The following is a 26,550-nucleotide window of genomic DNA, read 5'->3' on the forward strand; positions in this document are numbered from 1 at the left end:
TTATACAAGGAAAAGAGGGATTTTGCATGCAGCGTATTCAATTGGCGGAGGATCTTCAATTTTCAAGAGTCATACACGGGCTTTGGCGGCTGAATGAATGGAACTATTCAGATGCTGAACTGCTCAGCCTCATTGAATGGTGTATCGATCACGGCATCACGACCTTTGATCATGCGGATATTTACGGAGGCTATACGTGCGAAAAGCTGTTTGGAAACGCCCTTGCCCTTTCGCCCGGATTAAGAGAAAACATAGAGCTGGTCACAAAATGCGGCATCGTTCTTGAATCACCTGAACGTCCCGCTCACAAGTCGCATCATTATAATACAAGCAAATCACATATCTTGGCATCCGTTGAGCAATCCCTTCTAAACCTTAGAACGGATTATATTGACGTACTGCTGATTCACAGACCGGACCCGCTCATGGATCCGGAGGGAGTAGCAGAGGCGTTTCAGGCGCTGAAAGGCTCCGGCAAGGTCAGGTACTTCGGCGTTTCGAATTTTAAAGATCACCAGTATCGCATGCTGGAATCGTATTTGCCTGAGAAGCTCGTGACCAACCAGATTGAGCTTTCCGCATATGAATTAGAAAATGTTCTGGACGGCACTCTGAACCTGTGCCAGGAAAAACGGATTTCACCGATGGCTTGGTCACCGCTGGCAGGCGGCAAAGTTTTCACTGGTAACACGGAAAAAGACCGGCGTGTCCGCACGGCGCTTGAATCCGTTCAGGCGGAAATCGGCGCCGCTTCATTGGACGAGGTGATGTATGCATGGCTGTTCACGCATCCGGCCGGCATCATGCCGATTGTCGGAAGCGGAAAACGCAAGCGGATATCCGCCGCAGTAAATGCGTTGGCCTACAAGCTTGACCATGATCAGTGGTTCCGTATTTTCACAGCCGCACAAGGTCACGATATTCCATAACAAAAAGCATCAGCTTAGCAGCTGGTGCTTTTTCAATATTGTCACACCGTTTAGTGCCAAATTCCCATTTATAAGTGATTGAATCTCATTTGAAAGCGTTTTATATTATAAAGAAACCTCTCTTTTTTCCTCTCATGAATCTCCTTGCAACTTCATCCGCACAACACGACTGTCTAGGAGGCCTTTTTTATGTATATGACTGCCAGAGAACAAAAGCTTTTAAAGCACTTATTATTACAAAGCCGATATGTAACCGTAACTGAGCTTGCTGAGCTGATGGAAGTCAGCACGAGAACCATCCACAGGGAGCTCAAATCAATTAAGCCGCTGATGGAAACCGTCGGGCTTACGCTCGATAAACAGCCTGGCAAAGGGCTGAAGGCAGTGGGAAGTCCCGAGGATAAACAAAAACTGCTTACCGATTTATCATATGAACAGCATGAATATAGCGCGGACGAACGAAAACTGCTCATTCTCTGTTCGTTATTAGAGTCTCAGGAGCCCGTCAAGCTGTACTCGCTAGCCCATGATCTGCAGGTGACGAATGCCACGGTCAGCTACGACTTAGACGAGCTCGAAAAATGGATTTCTCCCTTCGGTTTGACACTGATCCGTAAAAGAGGCTTTGGCATCCAGCTTATAGGGCCGGAGAATGCGAAACGTAAAATTGTCGGCAACCTGATTGTGAATCGCCTCGACATCCAAATGTTTTTGGAAGCGGTTGAATTAAATATCAAAGGAAAAGCAGATTCTTCAGAGAAAATGTTCGGCGTAGTCAGCAAAGGCGAGCTGTTAAAAATGGAGCGTATCTTGTTTCAGCTGAAAGAAAAAATCGCTTTTTCATTGTCCGACAGCTCCTATATAGCGCTCGTCGTCCATCTGACGTTTGCGATCGAACGGATCCAGCTTGGGGAAACCATCACCATGGAGCAAAATGAGCTTGAGGAACTGAAAAATGCGAAAGAATACAGCTCCGCTCTTGAAATCGCGGGCGAGCTTGAACGTGCCTTCAGCGTGACGATTCCGGAGGCGGAGGTCGGTTATATCACGATCCACCTTCGAAGCGCCAATCGGAAATACAAAACAGAATACAAAGCGCAGGAAATCGAACTGGAAACAGCTCTGCAAACAAAGCGGCTCATTGCTTTTATTTCAGACAAAATCAGAATGGATCTCACGAAAAACTACTCTTTATATGAAGGCCTGATTGCCCATTTGGAGCCGGCCGTCAGCCGCATAAAAGAAAATATCGAGATATACAATCCGATGAAGGAACAGATCAAACGCGATTATTTTCTGCTCTATATGGCGATCGAAGAAGGCGTGGAAAAGTATTTTCCGGGCATGTCCTTTTCTGATGATGAGATCGCTTTTATCGTCCTTCACTTCGGCTCGGCCCTTGAAATCAAAAAAGAAGAAGCAAAAGTGAAAGCGCTTGTCGTCTGCTCAAGCGGGATCGGCTCTTCGAAAATGCTAGCTTCCAGACTGAAGAAAGAGCTGCCGGAGATTGAATCGTTTGACATGTCATCCCTGATCGAGCTGAAGGGCAGGGAAGTTCAGTCCTATGACATGATTGTTTCCACCGTTCCGATTCCTTACGAAAACATTGATTACATTATGGTCAGTCCGCTTTTAAATGAAGAAGACGCAAACCAGGTGAAGCAGTATATCAAGCGAAAAATTCCGCTCATTCTTGAGAAAAATAGAAGCCCGAAGGAAGAGGCGCAGCAAGCTGATGTACCTGACATGCTGGCAGCGTCGGAAAGCATGGGGCGGTATATGGCTGTCATCCAAGATGTGCTGCGCCACTTTACACTTACACACATCAAAACGAAACCCGATCATAGCATGCTCCTGTCAGAGCTTTTCCAGCAGCTGAAGGAGGATGGCTTGATCCGTGATCCGAAAAAAGCCGCGGTTTGCCTGGCGGAGCGGGAGAAACAAGGGGGGTTGGGAATCCCGGGGACAAACATGGCGCTCTATCATCTCAAAAATGATGAAATCGTCCTGCCTTTTTTTAAAATGTATGATCTCAGCACCTCTTATGAAGTGAATGGCATGGACGGAAATACCCTCAACATGACACGCATCCTCGTGATGATGGCGCCTGGCTCATTATCTGCTGAAGGATCGGAGATTTTAAGCGCGATCAGCTCCGCCATTATCGAGAGCAGCGAAAGCATGGCGGGGTTTCAGGAAGAGGGAGAACAAGAACTGTATCAGCGGTTAAACCGCATATTTTTCACTTGGATGAAAGAAAAAAACGTACCATAACAGTACTTGGCACACGTCAAAAAATTGGCGTGTGTTTTTATGTGAATGAGGTAAAAAATAAGAAAATGCGGGACTATTTTATCATTCAGTAATAGAATAATTCCAAAATGAAATTGTTTTACAAGTGATCTTTTTTGGGTTAAAATGGGTGAGGTAAGGAAGAAAATCTAACAAATTATTGAAGATTCAAGAGAATATAGGAGATGACGATATGGAGACATTACAGCATCTTATTCTGCATGACATGCCGGATAGCGAAGAAATAGAGGCTGTAAAAAGCGGAGCCCATACACTGACATATGCAGGTTACCGCAAACGGATTAACCAGCTGGCGAATGCCCTGCTGCAAAAAGGAATTCAAAAAGGCGACCGCGTTGCATTGCTTTGCAAAAACGGCCATCCCGCATCAACTGTTATGTTCGCCGCGCTTGAAATAGGTGCTGTTGTCGTACCTGTCAGCTGGCAGCTGAAACCATATGAAATGACAGGCATTTTAAAAGCAAGTGAACCGAAAGCGATGTTTTACGGAGCGGAGTTTAAAGAAACACTGGACGAAGTTCTTCCTGAACTGTCCACACTCCGGATTACGATGGAAACAGGAACAGCTTACGAAACATCTGCTGAATTTGAAGCTCTGTTTGCCGGTCCTGACCATTTGCCGGAAACTGAAATGGTTTCCCCGGATGATACGGCGCTTCTGATGTTTACGTCTGGGACGACAGGAAACCCGAAAAGATGCATGATCACACATGGCGGCATATACAGATACGTAACAAGATCCAACAGCTCAACAACACGCATGAAGGGCCTTCGTTTTCTCGCGTGCCACCCGATTTATCATACGAGTGCGCTCATTTGCATCATGCTTGGAACCTTTGCGGGAACAACCTTCATTTTTACAAAGGATCAAGATCCTGTTCATATGCTGAAGGTCATTGAAGAAGAAAAAATTCAAACCGTGATGGCTCTTCCTGTGTTTTACACGTATTTGCTTGAAGCGTGGGAAACGCATCAAACCGACTTATCTTCGCTTGTGATTTTAATGACAGGCGGAACAAAAGTGCCGAGCAGCCTGATCCGCCGCTATCTTGATATCGGCATTCCGCTCGCGCACGGCTATGGAAGCACTGAGGCTTGGGGAATCAGCACATGGCTGCCTGAGATGGGAATGGATAAAGCGGCATCTGCGGGGAAACCTGTGGAAGGCGTTAAAGTCAAAGTCGAAGATCCTGAGACGGGAGAAGAACTCCCTCAAGGAGAAATCGGCGAAATCGTTGTTCACACGCCATTCTTATTTAAAGGCTATGAGGACAACCCTGAAGCGACAGCAAAAGTGCTGCAAAACGGCTGGTTCAAAACCGGAGATTCAGGCTATGTAGATGAAGATGGTTTTATTTTCATCACTGGACGCTACAAGGATGTCATTATTTACGGAGGCGATAACGTTTATCCGGATCAGGTTGAAGAAGTCATCCAGCAGATCCCGGGAATCCTTGAAACTGCGGTGGTCGGTATACCAGACCCGCTGTACGGGGAAAAACCGAGAGCTTTTATCGTGACAAACGGAGGCCAGCGTATAACGGAAGAGGACGTCATCGCATTTTGCCAGGAACGCCTTTCCGCTTACAAAGTACCTGAAGTTGAATTTGTTAACGAACTGCCGAAAAATAACCTCGGCAAAGTAAAAAAAGACGTCTTGCGCAAGCAGGCCGTACATTCGTAAAAAAGAAGCCCGCCACTTATGTGGCGGGCTTTTTTGCAGTAACACAGACAGAAAGCTCAGGCTTAATGTTTTTAAATTGCAACTCAATGTCTTCGAAGCCGGCTGCTTTGAAGTCAGCAATCATCTGTTTCCCAAATGATTTGGTTTTCTTAGGACTGGCGTCTGCTTCCCTCGGCTGCATCGTAATCGCTGCTTTGCCGCCGGGCTTTAGCGCCCGATAAATCTGTTTCATGCCTTTTGTCTGGTCATTCCAGATGGTGTAGTTGTTAACGGAAATCACTTTATTATAAAACGAGTCGGTGAGAGGAAATGTCTCGACGCTTCCTTGTATCAGGCGCACAGGCTTCGATTTTACTCTGCGGGCGGCCAGCTTCAGCATCACCTCTGACACATCAATCCCGTGAAGATCAACGTCCTTTTCACGCTTCAGCACCTGCTGCATGCAGTATCCCGGCCCAAACCCCACTTCTAAAATACTGTCCCCGCGTGTGATCCCCAGCTGATCTATTGTCCACTGATTCAGTGTTCTATTTTCAGCAGCCATGATGTACCCGGCAATCATGCCGAATACGCCCTTTGGCTTGCTGAATTTTTTAGAAAGCATGTTAATCATTCAGCAACCCCCTTTGCAAGTTATTTCCTCCCTGCGTTTCATGTGAAACATTTTTCTGATAAAGCAATGCGAAGGTGCCAATCCATGTTTATCCAAAGAACGTGTGAGGTACACAACAAATAGACATGAAAACAAAGGAGGAGAATCATCATGGCCAATTATCCAAAAGAACTGCCGGCCCAAACCCAAAATCGCCAGCCGGGAATTGAAAGCGAAATGAATCCAAGTCCGGTGTATGAGTATGAGAATTATAAGGGAGCGGACAAATTAAAAGGAAAAGTAGCGCTCATTACAGGCGGCGACAGCGGGATCGGACGCGCGGTATCCGTCGCTTACGCAAAGGAAGGCGCTGACATCGCCATTGTGTATAAGGATGAGCATGGGGACGCCGAAGAGATGAAGAAGCGTGTAGAACAAGAAGGCGTAAAATGCCTGCTGATCGCTGGTGACGTAGGCGAAGAGGAATTCTGCAATGAAGCGGTTGAAAATACGGTCAAGGAACTAGGCGGCCTGGACATCCTTGTAAACAATGCCGGTGAACAGCACCCGAAGGAAAGCATCAAAGACATTACGAGCGAACAGCTTCACCGCACATTCAAAACAAACTTTTATTCTCAATTTTATTTGACTAAAAAAGCAATTGATTACTTGAAACCAGGCAGCGCCATCATCAACACGACATCTATCAATCCGTATCGCGGGAACCCTACGCTGATTGATTATACAGCAACAAAAGGCGCGATCAATGCCTTTACAAGAACAATGGCGCAGGCGCTTGTCAAAGACGGCATCCGTGTAAACGCAGTCGCACCGGGTCCAATCTGGACACCATTAATCCCATCTACGTTCTCTGAAGATAAAGTCGCTCAATTTGGGCAAAATACGCCAATGGGCCGTCCGGGTCAGCCTGTTGAGCACGTCGGCTGTTATGTGCTGCTGGCTTCAGATGAGTCATCTTACATGACAGGCCAGACGCTGCATGTCAACGGCGGAGATTTTGTGACGACGTAAGAGGGAGTGAGACACATGAGCATCACGAAAGAGGAAGTAAACAGCTACTTTCAAAAAGCTGGTATTGTATTAACGGATGAGGAAGTAGACCAAATCCAGCTGATGGACTACGGCTTAGGAAAAGAAAGAAAAGTCGGGCTCCAGCTCTTCATCTACGTCAATACAGACCGTTATTGCTCAAAGGAACTGGTGCTGTTTCCGGGACAGACTTGCCCGGAACACCGCCATCCGCCGGTCAACGGCCAGGAAGGCAAGCAGGAGACATTCCGCTGCCGCTACGGAAAAGTGTATCTTTACGTAGAAGGAGAAAAAACGCAGCTTCCAAAGGTTCTCCCACCGCAGGAGGACAGAGAACACTATACGGTCTGGCATGAAATTGAACTTGAACCGGGCGGGCAATATACGATTCCGCCGAACACCAAGCATTGGTTTCAGGCCGGGGAAGAAGGTGCCGTCGTGACGGAAATGTCTTCGACGAGCACAGATCAACATGATATCTTTACAGATCCAAGAATATAAGGATGAGGCGTAACAGCCCATCCTTTTTTGTATTGAATAAAATGAAATCACCGCTATAATGGGTAAAAAAGGAAAGAGGGCGAGGGAATGTTCACCTGCAAGGTAAATGATCACATCACCATCCGATTATTGGAGCCAAAGGATGCGGAGAGGCTTGCCGAACTCATTATCGAAAATCAGCAGCGGCTCGGCCAGTGGCTGTTTTGGGCGGAAAATCCAAGCAGCGCTGAAACGTACAGAGAAACGATCATTCCAGGTTGGCGGCGGGAGTATGCCGACCTAAGCAGCATCGAAGCGGGGCTTCTTTATGACGGCACCCTATGCGGCATGATCGGCCTCCATCATCTAGATCAGATCAATCAAAAAGGGGAAATTGGCTATTGGATTGCCAAAGAGTTTGAAGGCAAAGGCATCATCACCGCCGCCTGCCGAACTCTCATCACATATGCTTTTGAAGAGCTTGGACTGAATCGCGTTGCTCTCTGCGCGGCTGCCGGGAATCAAAAAAGCCGAGCGGTCCCGGAGCGGCTCGGCTTTCAAGAAGAAGGAACGGCACGGGACGGCTTATTCGTTAACGGCAGGCATCATGACCTTGTCTATTACAGCTTGCTAAAGCGTGAATGGAAAGGATAAAAACATAGCGCGCGCATTTTCTTGTTTAAATCTTCCCCGGATGTGGAAAAGTAACAGCGGAGACGTTAAAAAGGAGTGATTCGAGATGAATCAGCAAGACATTAAACAAAAAGTGCTTGATGTTCTAGATCACCATAAAGTAGGCTCGCTCGCAACGGTTGAAAAGGGCAAGCCGCATTCCCGATACATGACTTTTTTCCATGACGGGCTGACGATTTACACACCGACGAGCAAGGACACTCATAAAGCCGAAGAAATTGAGAATAACCCCAATGTTCACATTTTATTAGGTTATGATTGTGAGGGCTTTGGCGACGCGTATGTTGAAGTTGAAGGAAAAGCCAAAATCAACAATTCGGCTGAACTGAAGGATAAAATATGGAGTTCCAAATTAGAACGCTGGTTTGACGGTAAGGATGATCCGAATCTGGTGATTCTTGAAATTGAACCAGAGGATATCAGATTGATGAATGCCGGAGAGAAAACACCGGTCTCACTCGAGCTATAAGAAATTTGTGTTTTCAGGGGCGATATGTTATCATGAATAGCTAGTAAGAAAAATAAGCAAATAAAAAAGAAAGTAAACTTCTTTTTTCTGTTTTAAGAGAGAAGCTTTACCGCTTCACAAGCAGCAAACCAGCTGCCCTTATTCTTTTCCTTCATAACAAATCGCCCCTAACGATGAGATGGAAAAAAGACTTTTTTGTTTTACAATTCACACCGGCGCGGCTTCGGAGCCGCAGTGACGATTGAGAGGTAGGGCTTTCGTTGTCTTGTGTTCAAGAAATTTCCATGGTGTTTACTTTCCAGAATGATTCTTCGGAACAATGCTTTATGAATCTACCCCGCCCGACTTGGCGGATGATATAATCTTTATTTGCGTATAGAAAAGAATAAGACAAACCGCTCGGCGTACGCCGGCGGTTTTTTTATTGTGAAAAACACATCGCACTGAAACCTCTTTGGCTTCTTTCCAGTCTTATCTCTAGGATGAAATTGGAGGAAGAATAACGTGCATGTCATTACAACACAAGTACTTTTTATTTTCTGTTTTTTGTTACTGATTCACTCGATAGAAACGTTAGCTTATGCCACAAGGCTTTCCGGGGCCCGCGTTGGATTTATTGCGTCCGCGCTTTCCCTGTTTAATGTCATGGTTATTGTGTCCAGAATGTCGAACATGGTGCAGCAGCCCTTTACCGGACATTTAATTGATGATGCGGGAAAAAACGCCCTGGCGATTGTCGGCGAGCAGTTCCGCTTCTTGATTTTCGGATCGACAGTCGGCACCATCCTGGGCATTATCCTGCTTCCGTCTTTCGTCGCTCTTTTTTCACGGGCGATTATTCACTTGGCGAGCGGCGGCGGCTCCGTTTTTCAAGTGTTCAAAAAGGGACTCTCAAAACAAGGATTCAAAAATGCCCTTTCCTATTTGCGTCTGCCGTCTATTTCGTATGTTAAAGGGTTTCACATTCGCTTGATTCCTAAGCGTTTATTTGTGATCAACATGCTGATCACATCCATTTATACGATTGGCGTGCTTTCAGCTTTGTACGCAGGCCTTTTGGCGCCGGAGCGCAGCACGACAGCCGTCATGGCATCGGGCTTGATCAACGGGATTGCGACGATGCTGCTGGCCATTTTTGTTGATCCTAAGGTATCCGTTCTTGCCGACGATGTGGCAAAAGGAAAACGAAGCTATACGTATTTAAAATGGACCTCTGTAACGATGGTCACATCAAGGGTGGCGGGCACACTCCTCGCCCAGCTGATGTTTATTCCGGGCGCCTACTATATCGCGTGGCTGACAAAGTGGTTTTAATAAGAAAGGCTGGATCATAAAGATCCAGCCTTTTTCGCACTTACTTATTTATATTTCCTTAATCCGCGGTCGTACAAAAAGTTTCCGAATGGGACAAAAGCGGCGATGAAGCCGGCGGCTGACCATTTCAGCGACCATTTGACAGAGAGGGTCGCATACGCCAAGACAAGCAAATACAAAATGAACAATCCGCCGTGAACCGAACCGACAATTGTTACCGCAAGCGGAAGGCCCGCCCAATATTTTAGCGGCATGGCGATGAACAGCAGGATTAAGAGTGACATTCCTTCAATAAAACCCATCGTGCGAAGTCTTCCGATCGGCGTTTGCAGCATAAATCGCCCTCCTTGTGGACACGTTTTCATCTATACTATAAACAATCCGGAGGGCGCATATGACACCTTTTAGAAAATGTTCGGAAAACATTCATTTTTATTTGCTTTTTCTCGGGAACTGTACTTGTCATTTACAAAAATACCCGAGATAATGTGTACAAAATCATAAAAGAAGGATGTTGAAATGAAACTTGACCAGATTGATCTGAATATTATTGAGGAGCTGAAGAAGGACAGCCGTTTGTCGATGAGGGAATTAGGCAGGAAAATTAAGCTGTCGCCGCCTTCTGTGACAGAACGGGTGAGGCAGCTTGAATCGTTCGGCATCATCAAGCAATACACGCTGGAGGTCGATCAAAAAAAGCTGGGGCTTCCCGTTTCCTGCATTGTGGAAGCAACCGTCAAAAACGCGGATTACGAGCGGTTTAAAAGCTATATTCAAACATTGCCGAATATCGAATTTTGCTACCGGATTGCGGGCGCAGCCTGCTATATGCTGAAAATCAATGCTGAAAGCCTCGAGGCGGTAGAAGATTTCATTAACAAAACATCGCCATACGCGCAAACCGTCACTCACGTTATTTTCTCAGAAATTGACACGAAAAACGGACGCAGTTAGAGAGTGCTTGTTCAAGTCTGTTATAATAAAAGGATGAGCGTGAAAGAAAGAGAAGTGATCAAGCATGTCAAAAACAGTTGTACTAGCTGAAAAACCTTCAGTCGGCCGGGATTTGGCCCGGGTGCTGAAGTGCCATAAAAAAGGAAATGGTTATCTCGAAGGCGATCAATATATTGTTACATGGGCTTTGGGCCATTTGGTAACACTTGCTGATCCGGAAGGCTACGGAAAAGAATTTCAATCATGGCGGCTCGAGGATCTGCCGATTATCCCAGAACCATTAAAACTTGTTGTGATCAAGAAAACCGGAAAACAGTTCAATGCGGTCAAATCCCAGCTTACCCGTAAAGACGTCAATCAGATTGTCATCGCGACTGATGCAGGCCGGGAAGGGGAGCTTGTTGCGCGCTGGATCATTGAAAAAGCGAATGTCCGCAAGCCGATCAAGCGGCTGTGGATTTCATCTGTGACGGATAAAGCAATCAAGGAAGGCTTTCAAAAGCTGCGCAGCGGCAAAGAATATGAAAACCTGTATCATTCTGCCGTCGCCAGAGCGGAAGCGGATTGGATTGTGGGAATTAATGCGACCCGTGCACTCACCACAAAATTCAATGCCCAGCTCTCATGCGGCCGTGTGCAGACACCGACGCTTGCCATGATTGCAAAGCGCGAGGCGGACATTCAAGCGTTTACACCGGTTCCATACTACGGCATCCGCGCGGCGGCCGATGACATGACGCTGACGTGGCAGGATAAAAAATCAAAGCAGACGAGAACGTTCAATCAAGACGTAACAAGCCGTCTGGTAAAAGACCTCGATGGAAAGCAAGCGGTCATTGCTGAGCTGAAAAAAACAGCGAAAAAAAGCTTTGCACCTGCCCTTTATGATTTAACGGAGCTTCAGCGTGACGCCCACAAGCGCTTCGGATTTTCTGCTAAAGAAACGCTTTCTGTGCTGCAGAAGCTGTATGAACAGCATAAGCTCGTCACATATCCGCGGACGGACTCAAGATTTTTATCCAGTGATATCGTCCCGACGTTAAAAGACCGTCTGGAAGGTATGGAAGTAAAACCGTATGCCCAATATGTCAGCCAAATTAAAAAACGCGGCATTAAATCCCATAAAGGCTACGTCAATGACGCGAAGGTGTCAGATCACCACGCGATTATCCCGACTGAAGAGCCGCTCGCTCTCAGCAGTCTGAGTGACAAAGAACGAAAGCTGTATGACCTGATTGCGAAACGTTTCCTTGCTGTATTAATGCCTGCATTCGAATATGAGGAAACAAAGGTCATCGCAGAAATCGGCGGAGAAACCTTTACGGCGAAAGGCAAAACCGTGCAGTCACAAGGATGGAAAGCCGTTTATGACATGGCGGATGAGGATGATGAGCAGGAGGATGACAGAGATCAGACACTCCCGGCCCTTCAAAAAGGCGACACTCTTGCCGTCCGCACGTTGACTGAAACAAGCGGACAAACGAAGCCGCCTGCCCGCTTTAACGAAGGAACCCTGCTGTCAGCGATGGAAAACCCAAGCGCCTTTATGCAGGGAGAAGAAAAAGGCCTCGTCAAAACGCTTGGAGAAACAGGCGGCCTCGGCACGGTGGCAACGCGTGCCGACATTATTGAAAAACTGTTCAACAGCTTTTTAATAGAGAAAAAGGACAAAGATATTTTTATCACATCTAAAGGAAAACAGCTTCTGCAGCTTGTTCCGGAGGATCTGAAATCACCGGCCTTAACGGCAGAATGGGAGCAAAAGCTGTCTGCGATCGCCGCCGGAAAACTGAAATCGGCTGTCTTTATTAAAGACATGAAGGCTTACGCTAATCAAACGGTAAAAGAAATCAAAAACAGCAGCCAAACGTTCAGACACGATAACATCACGGGAACGGCATGTCCGGAATGCGGCAAAATGATGCTGAAGGTAAACGGCAAACGCGGCACGATGCTCGTGTGCCAAGACCGTGAATGCGGAAGCAGAAAAACGATTGCCCGAAAAACAAACGCGCGCTGCCCGAACTGCCATAAAAGAATGGAGCTTCGCGGCCAAGGAGAAGGCCAAACCTTCGCGTGTGTCTGCGGGCACCGTGAAAAGCTTTCCGTATTTGAAAAACGAAAAAACAAAGACAAAGGGCGCGCTTCCAAACGGGACGTTTCCTCTTATATGAAAAAACAAAATAATAAAGATGAGCCGATTAACAACGCGCTGGCAGAACAGCTGAAGAAACTCGGTTTGGATAAATAACAGAAAAACCTGTGCATATCGCACAGGTTTTTTATTGGACTTAGGTCCCATTATTTGAATGTTTAAAAAGGGGAAAAAAAGCTAGCAATCTGCATTTTTTTCTTTTATAGTAAATGTAATTTGTAACATGGCAGTCATATTTTCGTCTACATATATTTGTGAGCGTCTGATTCGCTTCAGGCGACAAAGGGGGATTTGCCTGTGAGGCATGTGTTGATCGCTGTCATCTTATTCTTCTTATCTATCGGACTTTCCGCAGGGAGTGCTGAGGCTGGAAACAAGACCCAATATCAGTCTGCGGCAGAAACGAACGCCAGTCCGCTTCAGCCGGCAGAGTATTTCATCTATCACAATCTAATGAATGACCAAGGGCTGATCAAAACCGATTTTTCAGACCAGCCTTCGTATTTATCAGAATCTCTCGGCCTGTGGATGGAGTTTTTGGTCAGCAAAAATGACGCCCCGCATTTTCAGGAGCAATATCAGCATCTGACTGATTCATTTCTGCTGAGCAATCACTTGGTAACGTGGAAGATTCAAAACGGCCAAGCGAGCGGGACGAATGCGCTGATAGATGATATGAGAATTTTGCTGTCTCTTGACCAAGCCGCCGCAAAATGGGGCCGCAGCGACTACGCGCAAACGGCCCGGAATATCGGCACAGCTTTGAAGACATACAATATGAACAACGGATTATTTACAGATTTTTACGACTCACAGGCCGCTTCAAAGGATGTGACGATTTCATACGTCATGCCCGATGCATTAGCTGTCTTAAAGAAGAATGGAATCATAGACGAAGAAACGGAACAGCGGAATGCCAATGTTCTCTATTCAGCTCCTTTAAAAAATGGCTTTCTGCCGAAGACCTACAGCTCAGACACGAAGGAATACACATATGATGGTGAAATCAACCTCATTGATCAGCTGTACGCTGCTTGGCATTTGCCGGAAGGGGATAAAAAAGCCGCTGTTTTAGCGGACTGGATCAAGCAGGAATTTCAGACAAACGGAAAGCTGTACGGACGATATTCGGCGGATACGAAGGAACCTGCCGTCCAATATGAGTCGCCATCCGTATACGCATTAGCCGTATTATTTTTAACTGAACAGCATGAAAATAGCTCTGTCATCAAAGCCATATATGACAGGATGAATGACTTTGAAATTCTTGATCCGGTGAAATCGTATTATGGAGGCTATATGAGCGGCACTCAGACGCATTCTTTTGACAATCTGCTGCCGCTGTTAGCCGAAAGGAAGCTTTTTAATGAAAATATCATTCAATGAATCACAAAAATTATTTGCTTATTTTTCAGGGCTGATTGCAGCCCTGTCTCTGTTTATTTATTATGTGTCAGCCCAGCAATCGGAAGGTGCTCTGATCCTTTGCATCACGTTTGTCGTCATCGCCGCAGGCATATGGTTCGGCCCAATTTACGCGCTCGCAGTGACCTTAATCGTACTCTTTGCCCTCGGCACTTTAATGATGTTTTTCCAGACTGGACAGGCTGCGCTATTTCCGGCTGAAGAAGGGCTGCGAATGCTTGTCATGTGGGGAATCGCGCTTTTGCTGTTTTCTTTTATAGCTGGAAGAATCCACGATATTGCAGCAGAGCTTCGGCGTTCAGTTACACGGCTTCAATCCGAAATCAAAAGCTTTGTCGCTGTGGACAGAGTGACCGGCTTTGATAACAAGCAGAGGATGAAGCTGGAACTTTCAGAAGAAATCAAGCGGGCGGAGCGCTACGGCAATTCTTTCGTGTTTTTGCTGCTGCATATGCATTATTTCAAAGAGTTTAAGTCTTTGTACGGTGAAAAAGAAACCGACCGCCTCTTCCAATATGTCAGTCAGCAAATCAGGTCAAGCGTCAGGGAAACGGATAAGAAATTCCGCCCTTCTGACGAGCGTATCGGAATCGTTTTGACGCACACGCCCGCTGAACATATGCCGGCCGTCCTGACAAAGCTGAAAAAACAATTGGACACGTATCAGCTGCAAAATGGCAAGTATGTGTCGCTCACGTTCCACGTCTGTTATTTGCCTTACCGCAAAGATATCAAAACAGCTGATCAATTTTTAGAAGAACTGGAAAACGAGATGATGATGAATGAATTATAAAGGAATCACGCTGCTCTGCGTCACAATGCTTCTGCTTTCAGCCATTGCGGCTTTTCCCGTTTCGGCACAAGCAAAAGAGCGGGATGCCGGCATTCTCATCATTTATTCAACCTTGGACGGCAAGGAGTCTTCTCAAGTCAAAATGCTTGATTTGCTTGCGGGCCACTTTACATCACATGTGACAGCCAAAAATGATTTGGATGTTGAAGCCTCTGATTTCAAAGGCAAAGACCATGTGATTTATTACGGCCAAACAAAAAGAAAGCTCAGCAAAAAACTGGTGTCTCTTATCAGCAGCGTAAAGAAACCAGTTGTCGCCATCGGCTATAACGCAGGCCAAATCAGCCAGTTTTCCGGGCTTTCATTAGCCCGGAAAGAAAATGTGTTTCAGGTCCACAGCAGGTCGGAAAAGACCGATGTGTCTCTGGAGAGCGGGCTTAACGTGCTGAGCGTATCAGGCCTGAAAGGAAAGGCGCTTTATACCTTTAAAGCCGATGACGGCAAAACGCATTCTTTTATATGGAAAACAAAAAAAGCGAATGTGTACATTGGATTAACGAATTTGTTAAACGACAATTTGATCGTGGCGAAACAGCTCAGAGAAGCTTTCGGAGAGAAGGCGGGGACGACGCTATTGTATTTGCGTCTTGAGGATATCAGCCCGATGTCTGATGAAACATTGCTGCTTCAAGCCGGTACATATCTGCATAAAAGGCATGTTCCTTTTATCCTGGCAGTGATACCGGTTTACTTGAATCCGGAAACAGGCGACAAAGTGTATTTGTCTGATAAACCGAAGATGGTCAAGGTGCTGAAAAAGCTGCAAAGCATGGGAGGCAGTATCATTGTTCACGGCTATACACACGCCTATCGCTACAGTGAAACAGGAGAGGGCTTTGAATTTTGGGATGCAAAGGCCGATCAGCCGATTACATCCGAAAATGCCGAAGACCCCCCATCCATTTTGGAAAAAGAACAGGATTTTCCGAACGAACAAGCCTATAACAGCTATCTGAAACCATTTCGGGAAAAGGAAGAAACGTATACAAAGCAAAAACTGACGCGCGCCATTGAGGATTTGACATCATCGGGTCTCTACCCGCTGGCGTTTGAAGCGCCGCATTACACGATGTCCGAATATGGCTATCAAATCGCTTCGCAGTATTTTACAAGCATTTTTGGCCAGGTCCAGCTCAGCGGCACAACGTGGAAAACATCAGGTGCATCTCCGTATGTGACCGCTCCTTCGATGCTGCACGGCATGACGCTGTATCCGGAAACGATCGGGTTTGTCGATACATCAAAGCAAAACCCGCTCGGCGATATGGAAGAGCACATCTCCCAGATGATTGATTTTGAAGGCGGAGTAGCCGGAGGGTTTTATCATCCGTATCTCGGGATGAAATATCTGCCGGAGTTGGTTGATGAGATGGAACGCATTCCGGACAGTGAATGGCTTGATTTAAAGAAAACGAAACAAACCGTCAAAACAGACAAAGTGGAAATTCATACAAGCGGTGACGGAACGATTCAGGTGAAAAACGGCGTAAGCGCCATTGACGAGTTTTTCGATCATCATCAGCAAACCCCTCTGGAAAAGGCGTTATGGATTCTCTCCGCGGTTGTGCTCTTATTTGTCGTCATGTTTGTCAGTTATACGTTTTATTTGAGAGCCACATTGAAAAAACGAATTTTTAAGGAGAGAAGAAGCCTTGGGTAATACGCTGTTCTTTATCTCGCTAAGTTTAATATGGGTCATGCTTCTCTACCACATGTTTCTCATGCAGGGCGGGTTCCGCCACTATATGACCTTCGAACGGAACATCCCGAAGTGGAGAGAAAACATGAAGGAGCTGCCAAAGGTCAGTGTTCTCATCCCGGCGCATAACGAGGAGGTTGTGATTCGGCAGACGCTGAAGGCGATGGTCAACCTTTATTATCCGAAGGACCGGCTGGAGATTATCGTCGTTAATGACAATTCATCAGACCGGACGGGTGATATCGTCAATGAATTTTCCGAGAAATACGATTTCATCAAAATGGTGATTACGAAGCCGCCAAACGCAGGAAAAGGCAAATCCTCTGCACTTAACTCTGGTTTTGCCGAATCGAACGGCGATGTGATCTGTGTATATGACGCCGACAACACGCCTGAGAAAATGGCCGTGTATTACCTTGTGCTCGGCCTGATGAATGACGAAAAGGCAGGCGCCGTGGTAGGGAAATTCCGCGTCATCAATGCGGCAAAAACGCTCTTGACGAAGTTTATTAATATCGAAACGATCTGTTTTCAGTGGATGGCCCAGGGAGGCAGATGGAAATGGTTCAAAATCGCCACCATCCCAGGCACCAACTTCGCGATCCGCAGAAGCATTATCGAAAAGCTCGGAGGCTGGGATGACAAAGCGCTCGCTGAGGATACCGAGCTGACGATCCGGGTGTATAATCTCGGCTATCACATCCGCTTTTTCCCTGCCGCCATCACTTGGGAGCAGGAGCCGGAAACGTGGAAGGTCTGGTGGCGCCAGCGCACCAGATGGGCGCGTGGCAATCAATATGTCGTGCTGAAATTTTTGGCGCAGTTTTTCAAGCTGAAACGAAAACGGATTATCTTTGACTTGTTTTATTTTTTCTTTACGTACTTCTTGTTTTTCTTTGGCGTGATCATGTCAAATACGATATTTGTTGTCAATCTGTTTTATGATTTGCATTTGTCGGTCGGGTTCTTGGCAATGATTCTCTGGATCTTGGCATTTTTCTTATTTATGACAGAGGTCATGATTACGCTAAGCATTGAAAAAACAGAAATGAACAGGCAAAACTTTTTTATCGTTTTTCTCATGTACTTTACATACTCGCAGGCATGGATTGTGCTGGTCATCTATTCTTTATTCGTAGAAATCAAGCACCGTTTATTCAAGCAGGAGGTCAAATGGTACAAAACAGAACGATACAATCAACATAAAAGCGGGTGACCTTTTTGAAACAAATAATGATTTTTCTCACTAGCCTCATGCTGCTGGCGATGACTGGACAAGCGGCTTTTGCCAAGGAGGTGGAGGTCAGCGGTTCGTTCCTCGGAAAAAGCAGCCAAGAACAAGTCAAACAGCAGGTGCTGACAAGCGACCTGATTACACTGTACGGATCAAAAGACAGCGCTGAGCTGACGTATCAGATCCCGGCAGGCGCCTCTTCCGGCAGCCAGCAATTGGTGATTGAATACGAGGCATCAAATCTTTTAATTTCTCCATCATCGTTAACGGCTGTCATTGACGATGAACCGGTCAAAACGTTAAAGCTTGATGGTGATTCCAAACGGAAAACAGTGAAGCTGAACCTGAATAAAAGCCAGTCTGCCCAAGGCTATCACAACGTATCGCTGAAATTTTACGGCGTGATGAAAGAGGGCGTCTGCGTCAGACAGGATACGTCCGGCAACTGGATCAAAATTTATCCTGACAGCCGCCTGACGCTGGCGGACAGCAGTGAAGCGAAGGGAACGTCGCTGGACCATTATCCGTATCCTTTCGCCCAATCGGGAAATACAGCGGAGAAAACCGCCATCGTCATTCCGGATGACCCAAGTTCGGCGGAAATTGAAGCTGCAGTGAAAACAGAAGGCTATTTGAAAACGGTGGACAGCAGTATCAGCATTTCGTATGTCACGGAATCTGAACTGAAGAAAATCGACAAGCCGACGATTTTCATCGGAGTGGACAAGCATTGGAACGGCAAGGTGAAAAAGCTGATGAAACAAGCCGGCTTACAGGCAAAAGGAGAAAAACTCCTGCTTGCGGAGCGGGTGCTGAAAGCAGAGGGCAAGCAGCAGCCGGTTCTATTCGCACAAGCGGCATCCGCTGACGTGCTCACTGAAAAAATCAGCGTCATCACGGATCAGACTTACACAGGCCAGCTCAGCGGCGATACACTTTCGATCAGCAAGCTTCAGCAGGCTGAAAAAAAGGAAAGCAATAAGCTGACCCTCGAGAATTTTGGAGCGGATGATATCACAATTGGAGCTGACAAAACATCTTCAGCCCATTACTTTTATCCTGCATCAGCGGTTTTAGATCAAAATCAATCAGCAAAGCTGTCGCTTAAGCTGAAAAAGTCCGAAACGATTCAAGCCTCAACGGCCGAAAACGGATCGGCTTCTCAGGCAGCAGAACTGAAAGTCATGATCAACGGCCAGCCGCACTCGGTCGGGCTTGATGAATTAGGAAAAGAAGATAAAAACGGGTTCTATCATGTCACGGTAAAAGTGGACCCTAAGCTGCTGCAGAAAAACCGCTACATTGATATTCAGTTTGTCACAACTGGGCTAAAGGAAAACAATCCTTGCAACACCACTGATGAAGAAAAGTGGGTCTTTATCGATAAAAGCAGTACATTGTCATACGCCATCAAAGGCATGTCTCCGTCAGCGGATTTTCAAGAGTGGCCGCTTCCTTACGCCGGAAATCAGGAACAGACAACGCTAATCGTGCTTCCTGACACGGTAAGCCAATCAAAGCTTGAGGAGCTTTCTCTTGTAACGGAGTCCTTTGGCAGCGAAGCGCAGCATTCATATACGATAAAAAAATCATCTGACGTAACAGCAAATGATGCCAAAGGACGGAACCTCATTTTCTTAGGGGGCATCAATCAATTTTCTCTTCTGAAGGAGAGATCATCAGATCTGCTTGTGCCGCAAGCAAAAAACGGTTCGTTTGATGTATCAGGTTTTGAGATGCTGAATGAGACTACAAAACAAGTGGCATTTACCCAAGCCTCTCTTTGGGATTCAGGCTACACGATGGCTATCTTTGCACCGTCAAAAGGAAATGGCAAGGCCGTCACAAAAGAGATCATCAGTTATCTGAACAGCACCGATGACTCGGCAACCGTCGTTAATGAAACAAACAGCCATCAGGTGTTTACAAACCATCAGCAGCTTAAAACGGAAACAAACCGTTCCAGCGCAGAACAGCCATCGCAGGATCATAGCCAGAAATGGCTGTATATTGGTGTGCTGGCACTCATTATGGTGATTGCGGCAGTGTTCATTTGGATTGCCGTAAGACGCAGAAAAAGAAAGACTGATACAGAATAAAACAGAGGCAATTTAGCCTCTGTTTTTTTATTTTTGGTATGTAAATTCCATTTGTGGAACCTGTCATTTTATTTTTTCTCGTCCAGCCGAAAGCCCCTTTACAACGCGCGTGAACGGGAGTATGATCTCTTTTATAAAACAAATCGCTTAATCTGAAATCAGAGCGGGGGACCCAATAGAACGGCTTTTTGCCGTTGGGGTGAATCCTTTTTAGGTAGGGCTAACTCTCATATGCCCGAATCCGTCAGCTAACCTCGTAAGCGTTCGTGAGAGGAGATGAATGAAACCTGTGTTCGATGTAATGGCACAGGGGCATCCGTTTGCCTCTGTGTTTTTTGCCGTTCATTTTTTTAGAATGTAAATCGCATACAGAGACATCATAGCAGAAAGGACTATTACAAAATGTGAGAGCAAGATGCTGATGTTTTATTGTTTTAATTGAAAAATGAGAAATTAAAAGGGGAAGACATCGATGTATCATTCAATCAAACGTTTTTTGATTGGGAAACCACTAAAATCTCAAGCAGCTGGAGAGCAAAAACTGACGAAATTAAAAGCCTTGGCAATGCTTTCCTCAGATGCGCTGTCATCTGTTGCATACGGGACAGAACAAATTCTAATCATTTTGGCAACAATCAGTGCTGCTGCATTTTGGTACTCCATACCGATTGCGGTTGGCGTTCTTATATTGCTGCTCGCACTGATTCTTTCATACAGGCAGATTATTTACGCTTACCCGCAGGGCGGCGGGGCGTATGTCGTTTCTAAAGAAAACCTCGGTGAAAAGCCGGGATTGATCGCAGGCGGCTCACTGCTTGTCGATTATATTTTAACAGTAGCGGTAAGTATCTCCGCAGGTACGGATGCCATCACGTCGGCCTTTCCTGCATTGCATGATTATCATGTGCCGATCGCTGTTTTTCTGGTGTTAGTCATTATGATTTTGAACCTGCGCGGGCTTTCGGAATCGGCATCGATTCTTGCCTATCCGGTTTATCTGTTTGTGGTGGCGCTTTTGGTTCTGATTGCAGTCGGGTTGTTTAAACTCATGACGGGGCAAATTGATCAGCCAGTCCATCATACACCGCTCGGCACACCGGTAGCCGGTATTACGCTGTTTTTACTGCTTAAGGCTTTTTCTTCCGGCTGCTCAGCGCTGACCGGGGTTGAGGCTATTTCTAACGCAATTCCGGCTTTCAAAAACCCGCCTGCGCGAAACGCAGCAAGAACGCTTGCAATGATGGGGATTTTGCTGGCGATTCTGTTCGCCGGCATTACGGTGCTCGCATACGGATATGGAACAGCGCCGAAGCCCGATGAAACGGTGGTTTCACAAATTGCATCTGAAACCTTCGGGCGGAATGTGTTCTACTATGTCATCCAAGGTGTCACATCGCTTATTTTGGTTCTTGCGGCAAACACGGGATTTTCAGCTTTCCCGCAGCTTGCCTTCAACCTGGCGAGAGACCAGTATATGCCGCGTATGTTTACAGTCAGAGGCGACCGCTTAGGCTTCTCAAATGGAATTATCTTTTTAGGCGTTGCTTCCATTGTGCTCATCTTGTTATTCAGAGGACAGACAGAGCACTTAATCCCGTTATATGCTGTCGGCGTATTTATTCCATTTACGCTTTCGCAAACCGGCATGTGCATCAAATGGATCAAGCAAAAACCAAAAGGCTGGATCGGAAAAATGCTGATCAACTCCTGCGGCGCTTTGATTTCATTTATGGTTCTGTCGATCCTGTTCGTGACGAAGTTTAATGTCGTATGGCCGGTTTTAATCTTTATGCCTATCGTCGTTCTGTTGTTTTACGTAATTAAAAATCACTATACAGCTGTCGGCGAACAGCTTCGCATCGTAGATAAACAGCCTGAAGAAATCAAAGGCACGGTCGTGATTGTGCCTGTAGCCGGTGTCACCACCGTCGTGCAAAAATCGATTCAATACGCGAAATCACTGTCCGATCAGGTGATTGCCGTTCACGTGTCATTTGACAGAGAACAGGAAAAGAAAGTCGAAAAACGCTGGGAAGAGCTCAATAACGGAGTGCGGCTCGTTACGCTTCACTCCTCGTACAGAAGCCTTGTCCATCCGTTTGATAAGTTTTTAGAAACAGTAGAAGCAAAAGCGAAGAAGGAGCAGTTTTCCGTCATGGTGCTGTTTCCGCAATTTATTACGAAAAAACGCTGGCACACCATCCTTCACAATCAATCAGCCTTCCTCCTAAGAGTCCGGCTGTTCTGGAAAAAGGACATAATCGTTGCCACACTGCCGTATCATTTTAAAAAATAAAGCTCTAGGACCAAGGGAACCCACCTTGGTCTTTTTTTGGCGGGAAAAGGAGACATGCAATGTATACGCAAGGCGCATTTGTCATTGTATTGAACGAAAATCAGCAGATTCTGCTGGTTAAACGAAAAGACGTTCCTTTATGGGATCTGCCGGGCGGCAGGGTTGATCCCGAGGAAACAGCTGAGGCAGCGGCAGTCCGGGAGGTATTGGAAGAGACGGGATACACAGCAGCGCTTTCTGCGAAAATAGGTGTCTATCAAAGGCCAAAGTTTCAAGATGAACAGCATGTGTTCGCCAGAAACATAACAGGCGGACGAGCGATAGCGAACGGCATGGAGACGGCGGGTTTGAAGTGGTTTTCTCCGCAGCGTTTGCCGTTTTTTATGGTGCCGAACCGAAAAAAGCAAATCAGTGATTTCAAGAACGGCGATCGAGATGTAAATGTCACCCTCAAGGACAGCGGCATGCTTGCGGCGATTGACCTGTTCAAAAGAAGACTGGGCAAGTGATAAAGGTCTCCGGGTTTTAAAGCCTTTCTCCTGTGGTATTGAAAAAAGGAAAAAGGAGGATACGGCATGGCACACAAAACTGCAGGACAAGCAATGACAGAACTGCTAGAACAATGGGGAGTTGATCATGTTTATGGCATCCCCGGAGACAGTATAAATGAGTTTATTGAAGAATTAAGACACGAAAGAAATCAATTGAAATTCATTCAAACCCGCCATGAAGAGGTGGCAGCGCTGGCAGCCGCGGCTGAGGCAAAACTCACCGGCAAGATCGGCGTCTGCCTGTCGATCGCAGGGCCGGGGGCGGTTCACCTATTAAATGGTTTATATGATGCAAAAGCGGACGGCGTCCCTGTGCTGGCGATTGCCGGACAGGTCTCATCAGGCGAAGTTGGACGGGATTATTTTCAGGAGATCAAGCTTGAGCAAATGTTTGAGGACGTGGCTGTGTTCAACAGAGAGGTACATAGCGCGGAATCACTTCCGGATCTCTTGAATCAGGCCATCCGCACCGCCTACAGCAAAAAAGGCGTCGCGGTATTGAGCGTGTCAGATGATTTGTTTGCAGAGAAGATCAAACGCGAGCCCGTGTACACTTCACCAGTGTATATTGAAGGGAATCTTGAACCGAAAAAAGAACAGCTCGTCACTTGCGCACAATATATTAATAACGCCAAGAAGCCGATTATCTTGGCGGGGCAGGGAATGAAAAAGGCGAAGCGGGAGCTCTTGGCGTTTGCGGACAAAGCAGCCGCTCCGATCGTTGTCACGCTTCCGGCAAAAGGCGTTGTTCCCGATAAGCACCCGCATTTTCTCGGCAACCTCGGGCAGATCGGCACAAAGCCGGCTTACGAGGCAATGGAGGAATGTGATTTATTAATCATGCTTGGGACTTCATTTCCGTACCGCGATTATTTGCCTGATGACACGCCGGCAATCCAGCTTGATTCAGACCCGGCGAAAATCGGAAAACGCTATCCAGTGACAGCGGGCCTTGTTTGTGATTCGGCCCTCGGTCTGCGCGAATTGACGGAGTATATTGAACGGAAGGAAGACAGAAGATTCCTGAATGCCTGCACGGAACATATGCAGCATTGGTGGAACGAAATTGAAAAAGATGAGACAGAGGCGGCAACACCGCTTAAACCCCAGCAGGTCGTGGCACGTCTTCAGGAAGCGGCAGCAGATGATGCGGTGCTCTCTGTAGATGTCGGCACTGTGACAGTCTGGATGGCGCGGCATTTCAAGATGAACGCGAACCAGGATTTCATCGTTTCCAGCTGGCTTGCGACAATGGGCTGCGGCCTGCCGGGAGCGATTGCGTCAAGCTTAGCCGAACCGGAGCGTCAGGCGATCGCTGTCTGCGGGGACGGGGGCTTTTCCATGGTCATGCAGGATCTTCCGACCGCCGTCAAATACAAGCTCCCAATCACCGTCGTCATTTTAAACAATGAAAACCTCGGCATGATCGAGTATGAGCAGCAGGTCAAGGGCAATATCGACTATGTCACAAAACTTCAAAATGTCGACTATGCCGCATTTGCAGAAAGCTGCGGAGCAAAGGGCATCAAGGTGACCAGAGCGGAAGAGCTTGCACCTGCTTTCCATGAGGCGTTACACGCTGACCAGCCGACCGTTGTGGACGTCATGATCGGAAATGAACCGCCGCTCCCTGGCAAAATCACCTACGGGCAGGCAAAAGGCTTCAGCAAGTACATGCTGAAAAATTTCTTCGAAAACCAAAAAATCGAAATGCCGTCACTGAAGAAAAGTTTAAAGCGGTTATTCTAAAAAAACAGGGGCCTGAAAAAGCCCCTGTTTTTGTGTTGGAAACAAATGTATTTTTGGTTATCATAGCATTATATTGCCTGTTAGGAGGAAACCATGTTTGAATTCATAAAATTATCGGTGTACTTATTAGGATCCGCAGGAATGATTTATGCAGCCTGTCATGATGTTCGCCATGCTCAAAACGGCCACAAGGACAAATGCATCTTCTTTCAAAGCAAAAAGATCAGCGCATTTGTCCTTGTGTGTTTCATATGTTTATTCTTATCAAATTTTACAGGGTTCATGTCTTCATAAGCTTATTTCTCTTTTTTCTTCAGCCCGAAAAAGAAAGGAAAAGCAGAACCGACCAAGAAGGTGCCGAATAAAAACATGCCGCCGATAAACACGTGGAAATTCGTGTGTCCGGCCGTAAACGCGGTGATCAAGGAGATAATACTGATCACGATCATGGCAATGCCGGGCGCGACTCTCATTTTTCCTTTTGATTTATAGGCAACAACAGAACATAAAATTCCGATTACAATAGGAACAATCCACAAATAAAACAAAATAAATACTGACATCATCAAAACTCCGATTTTTTCTTCTATCATAACAAATTTCTGTCAAAAAGGATATCAATGAGCTTTTCCGCAAAATCAAAAACCGGCTTAGCAGCCGGTTTTTTCTAACGAAACGTATCGACAATTAAAAATACATTCAAAGCAACGATCAATACAGCTATCAGCCAAGAAACCACTGTGACCCATTTAGCGTTGATCAGTGACCCCATAATCCGTTTATTGCTTGTAAACATAATAAGCGGGATTAAGGCAAAGGCGATGCCGAAGGAGAGCACAACCTGGCTCAGAACGAGAGCGGTCGTCGGATTGACGCCTGACGCGATGATCAGGATCGGCGGAATGATCGTGATAAAACGCCGTACATACAGCGGAATGCGGTAGTTGATAAATCCTTGCATGATCACGTCGCCTGAAAGTGTGCCGACAGACGAACTGGATAGTCCCGCAACTAGCAGCCCGATCCCGAATAAAGCCGCTGACACAGGGCTGACAAGATGTCCGAATTGTTGAAATGCGACATCAAGATCCTCGACAAACAGCCCGTTTTTGAAGAATAGTGCGGCAGCCACAATCAGCATACTCGCATTAATAGCACCTGCAATCAGCATCGCTATTAAAATATCAATAAATTCGAATCTGAAGATTTTTTTCCGTTCCGCATCCGTTTTGCCGACCACCCGCCGCTGTGTAAGGGCTGAGTGTAAATAAATGGCGTGCGGCATAACGGTTGCGCCGAGAATACCCGCTGCAAGAAGCACACTGTCAGTGCCGTGAAACGCCGGGACAAAAAGGCCCTTTATCACTGACGCGGCATCAGGCTTTGCGAAAAAGGTCTGCAGTGCAAAGGCGATTACCACTACAAACAGCATACCGGCAATGCCGGCTTCAAGTGAGCGATAACCGCGGCGCTGAAGCTCCAATATCGCGAAAGAGCCGATTGCCGCTATAATAGACGCTTCAAGCATCGGGATGCCAAACAGCAAATACAGTCCCAGAGCCGCTCCGATAAATTCCGCCAGATCAGTTGCAATAATGACCAGCTCGCCCTGAATCCATAAACCGATGGAGACAGGCTTTGGGAATTCTTCGCGGGCAACCTCAGGCAGGTTTTTGCCTGTCGCAATACCGAGTTTGGCGGATAATGATTGGATTAAAAGCGCCATGATATTAGAAAATAAAATCACCCATAGCAGCATATATCCGTATTTAGAACCTGCCGATATATTCGTTGCGAAGTTGCCGGGATCAATATAGGCGATGGCTGCTATAAACGCAGGACCCAGAAAAGGGAGCAGTCCTCTGAATCCTCTGATTTTCCCGTCAAGCGCATCTTGGACTGCTTTGGAACGGGGAGATTGTGCTGTGATGTCCTTGTTCATCATGTCTCACCTGAATTCTGATTGTTTTTGCCATACAACAAAGAGTTTCCTTAAACCAAATTATTTTAT

The 26,550-nt window shown here is 46.5% G+C and carries 22 protein-coding genes and 1 riboswitch; of the genes, 18 read left to right on the forward strand and 4 right to left on the reverse strand.

Annotated features, from left to right (window positions below):
• Positions 1–26: 26 nt before the first annotated feature.
• From BSI_RS05905 to BSI_RS05895, 3 genes are all read left to right on the forward strand, one after another.
• On the forward strand, positions 27–929 hold the full coding sequence (locus tag BSI_RS05905; RefSeq protein WP_003240262.1) for an aldo/keto reductase: 903 nt from the start codon (positions 27–29) through the stop codon (positions 927–929).
• A gap of 189 nt (positions 930–1,118) precedes the next feature.
• A complete protein-coding gene (gene mtlR / locus BSI_RS05900) occupies positions 1,119–3,203 on the forward strand; it encodes a mannitol operon transcriptional activator MtlR (RefSeq protein ID WP_003240264.1) in 2,085 nt (694 codons plus the stop codon).
• Between the two features lie 211 nt (positions 3,204–3,414).
• The gene (locus tag BSI_RS05895; RefSeq protein WP_003240267.1) at positions 3,415–4,926 is read left to right on the forward strand and encodes a class I adenylate-forming enzyme family protein; all 1,512 of its coding nucleotides are present in this window, start codon (positions 3,415–3,417) and stop codon (positions 4,924–4,926) included.
• A 16-nt stretch (positions 4,927–4,942) separates the two neighbouring features.
• On the opposite strand, the gene BSI_RS05890 is transcribed toward BSI_RS05895, so the two are convergent.
• Positions 4,943–5,539 carry a class I SAM-dependent methyltransferase gene (locus BSI_RS05890; protein ID WP_003240269.1) on the reverse strand — a complete coding sequence of 199 codons (597 nt, stop codon included), beginning with the start codon at positions 5,537–5,539 and terminating at the stop codon, positions 4,943–4,945.
• Positions 5,540–5,689: 150 nt separating this feature from the next.
• Here BSI_RS05890 and BSI_RS05885 point away from each other — a divergent pair, with 150 nt between their 5' ends.
• The 5 genes from BSI_RS05885 (at position 5,690) to amj (ending at position 9,524) form a co-directional block, all read left to right on the forward strand.
• Positions 5,690–6,550 carry an SDR family oxidoreductase gene (locus BSI_RS05885; RefSeq protein ID WP_003240270.1) on the forward strand — a complete coding sequence of 287 codons (861 nt, stop codon included), beginning with the start codon at positions 5,690–5,692 and terminating at the stop codon, positions 6,548–6,550.
• A 15-nt stretch (positions 6,551–6,565) separates the two neighbouring features.
• Positions 6,566–7,069: a D-lyxose ketol-isomerase gene (lyxE, locus tag BSI_RS05880; RefSeq protein WP_003240272.1), complete on the forward strand. Its 504-nt coding sequence runs from the start codon at positions 6,566–6,568 to the stop codon at positions 7,067–7,069.
• A gap of 87 nt (positions 7,070–7,156) precedes the next feature.
• Positions 7,157–7,702 (forward strand): GNAT family N-acetyltransferase, encoded by a 546-nt coding sequence (locus tag BSI_RS05875; RefSeq protein ID WP_003240274.1) that lies wholly within the window; start codon positions 7,157–7,159, stop codon positions 7,700–7,702.
• Positions 7,703–7,787: 85 nt separating this feature from the next.
• On the forward strand, positions 7,788–8,210 hold the full coding sequence (locus tag BSI_RS05870; protein ID WP_003240275.1) for a pyridoxamine 5'-phosphate oxidase family protein: 423 nt from the start codon (positions 7,788–7,790) through the stop codon (positions 8,208–8,210).
• A 504-nt stretch (positions 8,211–8,714) separates the two neighbouring features.
• Positions 8,715–9,524 (forward strand): lipid II flippase Amj, encoded by an 810-nt coding sequence (gene amj / locus BSI_RS05865; protein WP_003240277.1) that lies wholly within the window; start codon positions 8,715–8,717, stop codon positions 9,522–9,524.
• Positions 9,525–9,568: 44 nt separating this feature from the next.
• Here amj and BSI_RS05860 read toward each other — a convergent pair whose 3' ends face one another.
• On the reverse strand, positions 9,569–9,859 hold the full coding sequence (locus BSI_RS05860; RefSeq protein WP_003240278.1) for a DUF3817 domain-containing protein: 291 nt from the start codon (positions 9,857–9,859) through the stop codon (positions 9,569–9,571).
• A gap of 184 nt (positions 9,860–10,043) precedes the next feature.
• Between BSI_RS05860 and lrpC the strand changes: the two genes are divergently transcribed.
• The 10 genes from lrpC to BSI_RS05810 all read left to right on the forward strand — a co-directional run bounded on the left by lrpC (position 10,044) and on the right by BSI_RS05810 (position 24,539).
• Complete coding sequence (gene lrpC / locus BSI_RS05855) at positions 10,044–10,478, forward strand: transcriptional regulator LrpC (RefSeq protein ID WP_003240281.1); 435 nt, start codon at positions 10,044–10,046, stop codon at positions 10,476–10,478.
• A gap of 64 nt (positions 10,479–10,542) precedes the next feature.
• Positions 10,543–12,729: a DNA topoisomerase III gene (locus BSI_RS05850; protein ID WP_003240282.1), complete on the forward strand. Its 2,187-nt coding sequence runs from the start codon at positions 10,543–10,545 to the stop codon at positions 12,727–12,729.
• 201 nt (positions 12,730–12,930) lie between these two features.
• Positions 12,931–14,019 carry a glycosyl hydrolase family 8 gene (locus tag BSI_RS05845; protein ID WP_003240284.1) on the forward strand — a complete coding sequence of 363 codons (1,089 nt, stop codon included), beginning with the start codon at positions 12,931–12,933 and terminating at the stop codon, positions 14,017–14,019.
• Positions 14,000–14,851 (forward strand): cyclic-di-GMP receptor EpsK, encoded by an 852-nt coding sequence (gene epsK, locus BSI_RS05840; RefSeq protein ID WP_003240286.1) that lies wholly within the window; start codon positions 14,000–14,002, stop codon positions 14,849–14,851. The genes BSI_RS05845 and epsK overlap by 20 nt, the downstream gene beginning before the upstream one ends.
• Positions 14,852–14,861: 10 nt before the next feature.
• Positions 14,862–16,571, forward strand: a complete 1,710-nt coding sequence (locus BSI_RS05835; RefSeq protein ID WP_080030885.1) for a DUF2334 domain-containing protein — start codon at positions 14,862–14,864, stop codon at positions 16,569–16,571.
• Positions 16,564–17,826 carry a glycosyltransferase family 2 protein gene (locus BSI_RS05830; RefSeq protein WP_003240289.1) on the forward strand — a complete coding sequence of 421 codons (1,263 nt, stop codon included), beginning with the start codon at positions 16,564–16,566 and terminating at the stop codon, positions 17,824–17,826. The genes BSI_RS05835 and BSI_RS05830 overlap by 8 nt, the downstream gene beginning before the upstream one ends.
• Positions 17,827–17,831: 5 nt before the next feature.
• The gene (locus tag BSI_RS05825) at positions 17,832–19,943 is read left to right on the forward strand and encodes a cellulose biosynthesis cyclic di-GMP-binding regulatory protein BcsB (protein WP_003240290.1); all 2,112 of its coding nucleotides are present in this window, start codon (positions 17,832–17,834) and stop codon (positions 19,941–19,943) included.
• Positions 19,944–20,077: 134 nt separating this feature from the next.
• Positions 20,078–20,221, forward strand: a riboswitch (cyclic di-AMP (ydaO/yuaA leader).
• 194 nt (positions 20,222–20,415) lie between these two features.
• A complete protein-coding gene (gene kimA / locus BSI_RS05820; RefSeq protein WP_003240291.1) occupies positions 20,416–22,239 on the forward strand; it encodes a potassium transporter KimA in 1,824 nt (607 codons plus the stop codon).
• Positions 22,240–22,298: 59 nt separating this feature from the next.
• Positions 22,299–22,748, forward strand: coding sequence for an NUDIX hydrolase (locus BSI_RS05815; protein WP_003240292.1), 450 nt, complete (start codon positions 22,299–22,301; stop codon positions 22,746–22,748).
• 66 nt (positions 22,749–22,814) lie between these two features.
• Positions 22,815–24,539, forward strand: a complete 1,725-nt coding sequence (locus tag BSI_RS05810) for a pyruvate oxidase (RefSeq protein ID WP_003240293.1) — start codon at positions 22,815–22,817, stop codon at positions 24,537–24,539.
• 296 nt (positions 24,540–24,835) lie between these two features.
• Here BSI_RS05810 and BSI_RS05805 read toward each other — a convergent pair whose 3' ends face one another.
• Together BSI_RS05805 and BSI_RS05800 are read right to left on the reverse strand one after the other, a co-directional pair.
• Positions 24,836–25,102 carry a hypothetical protein gene (locus BSI_RS05805; protein ID WP_032732244.1) on the reverse strand — a complete coding sequence of 89 codons (267 nt, stop codon included), beginning with the start codon at positions 25,100–25,102 and terminating at the stop codon, positions 24,836–24,838.
• Between the two features lie 104 nt (positions 25,103–25,206).
• Positions 25,207–26,484, reverse strand: coding sequence for an Nramp family divalent metal transporter (locus BSI_RS05800; protein ID WP_032732220.1), 1,278 nt, complete (start codon positions 26,482–26,484; stop codon positions 25,207–25,209).
• Between the last annotated feature and the right edge of the window lie 66 nt (positions 26,485–26,550).

Source organism: Bacillus inaquosorum KCTC 13429 (genome assembly GCF_000332645.1).
GTDB classification, from domain to species: Bacteria; Bacillota; Bacilli; order Bacillales; family Bacillaceae; genus Bacillus; species Bacillus inaquosorum.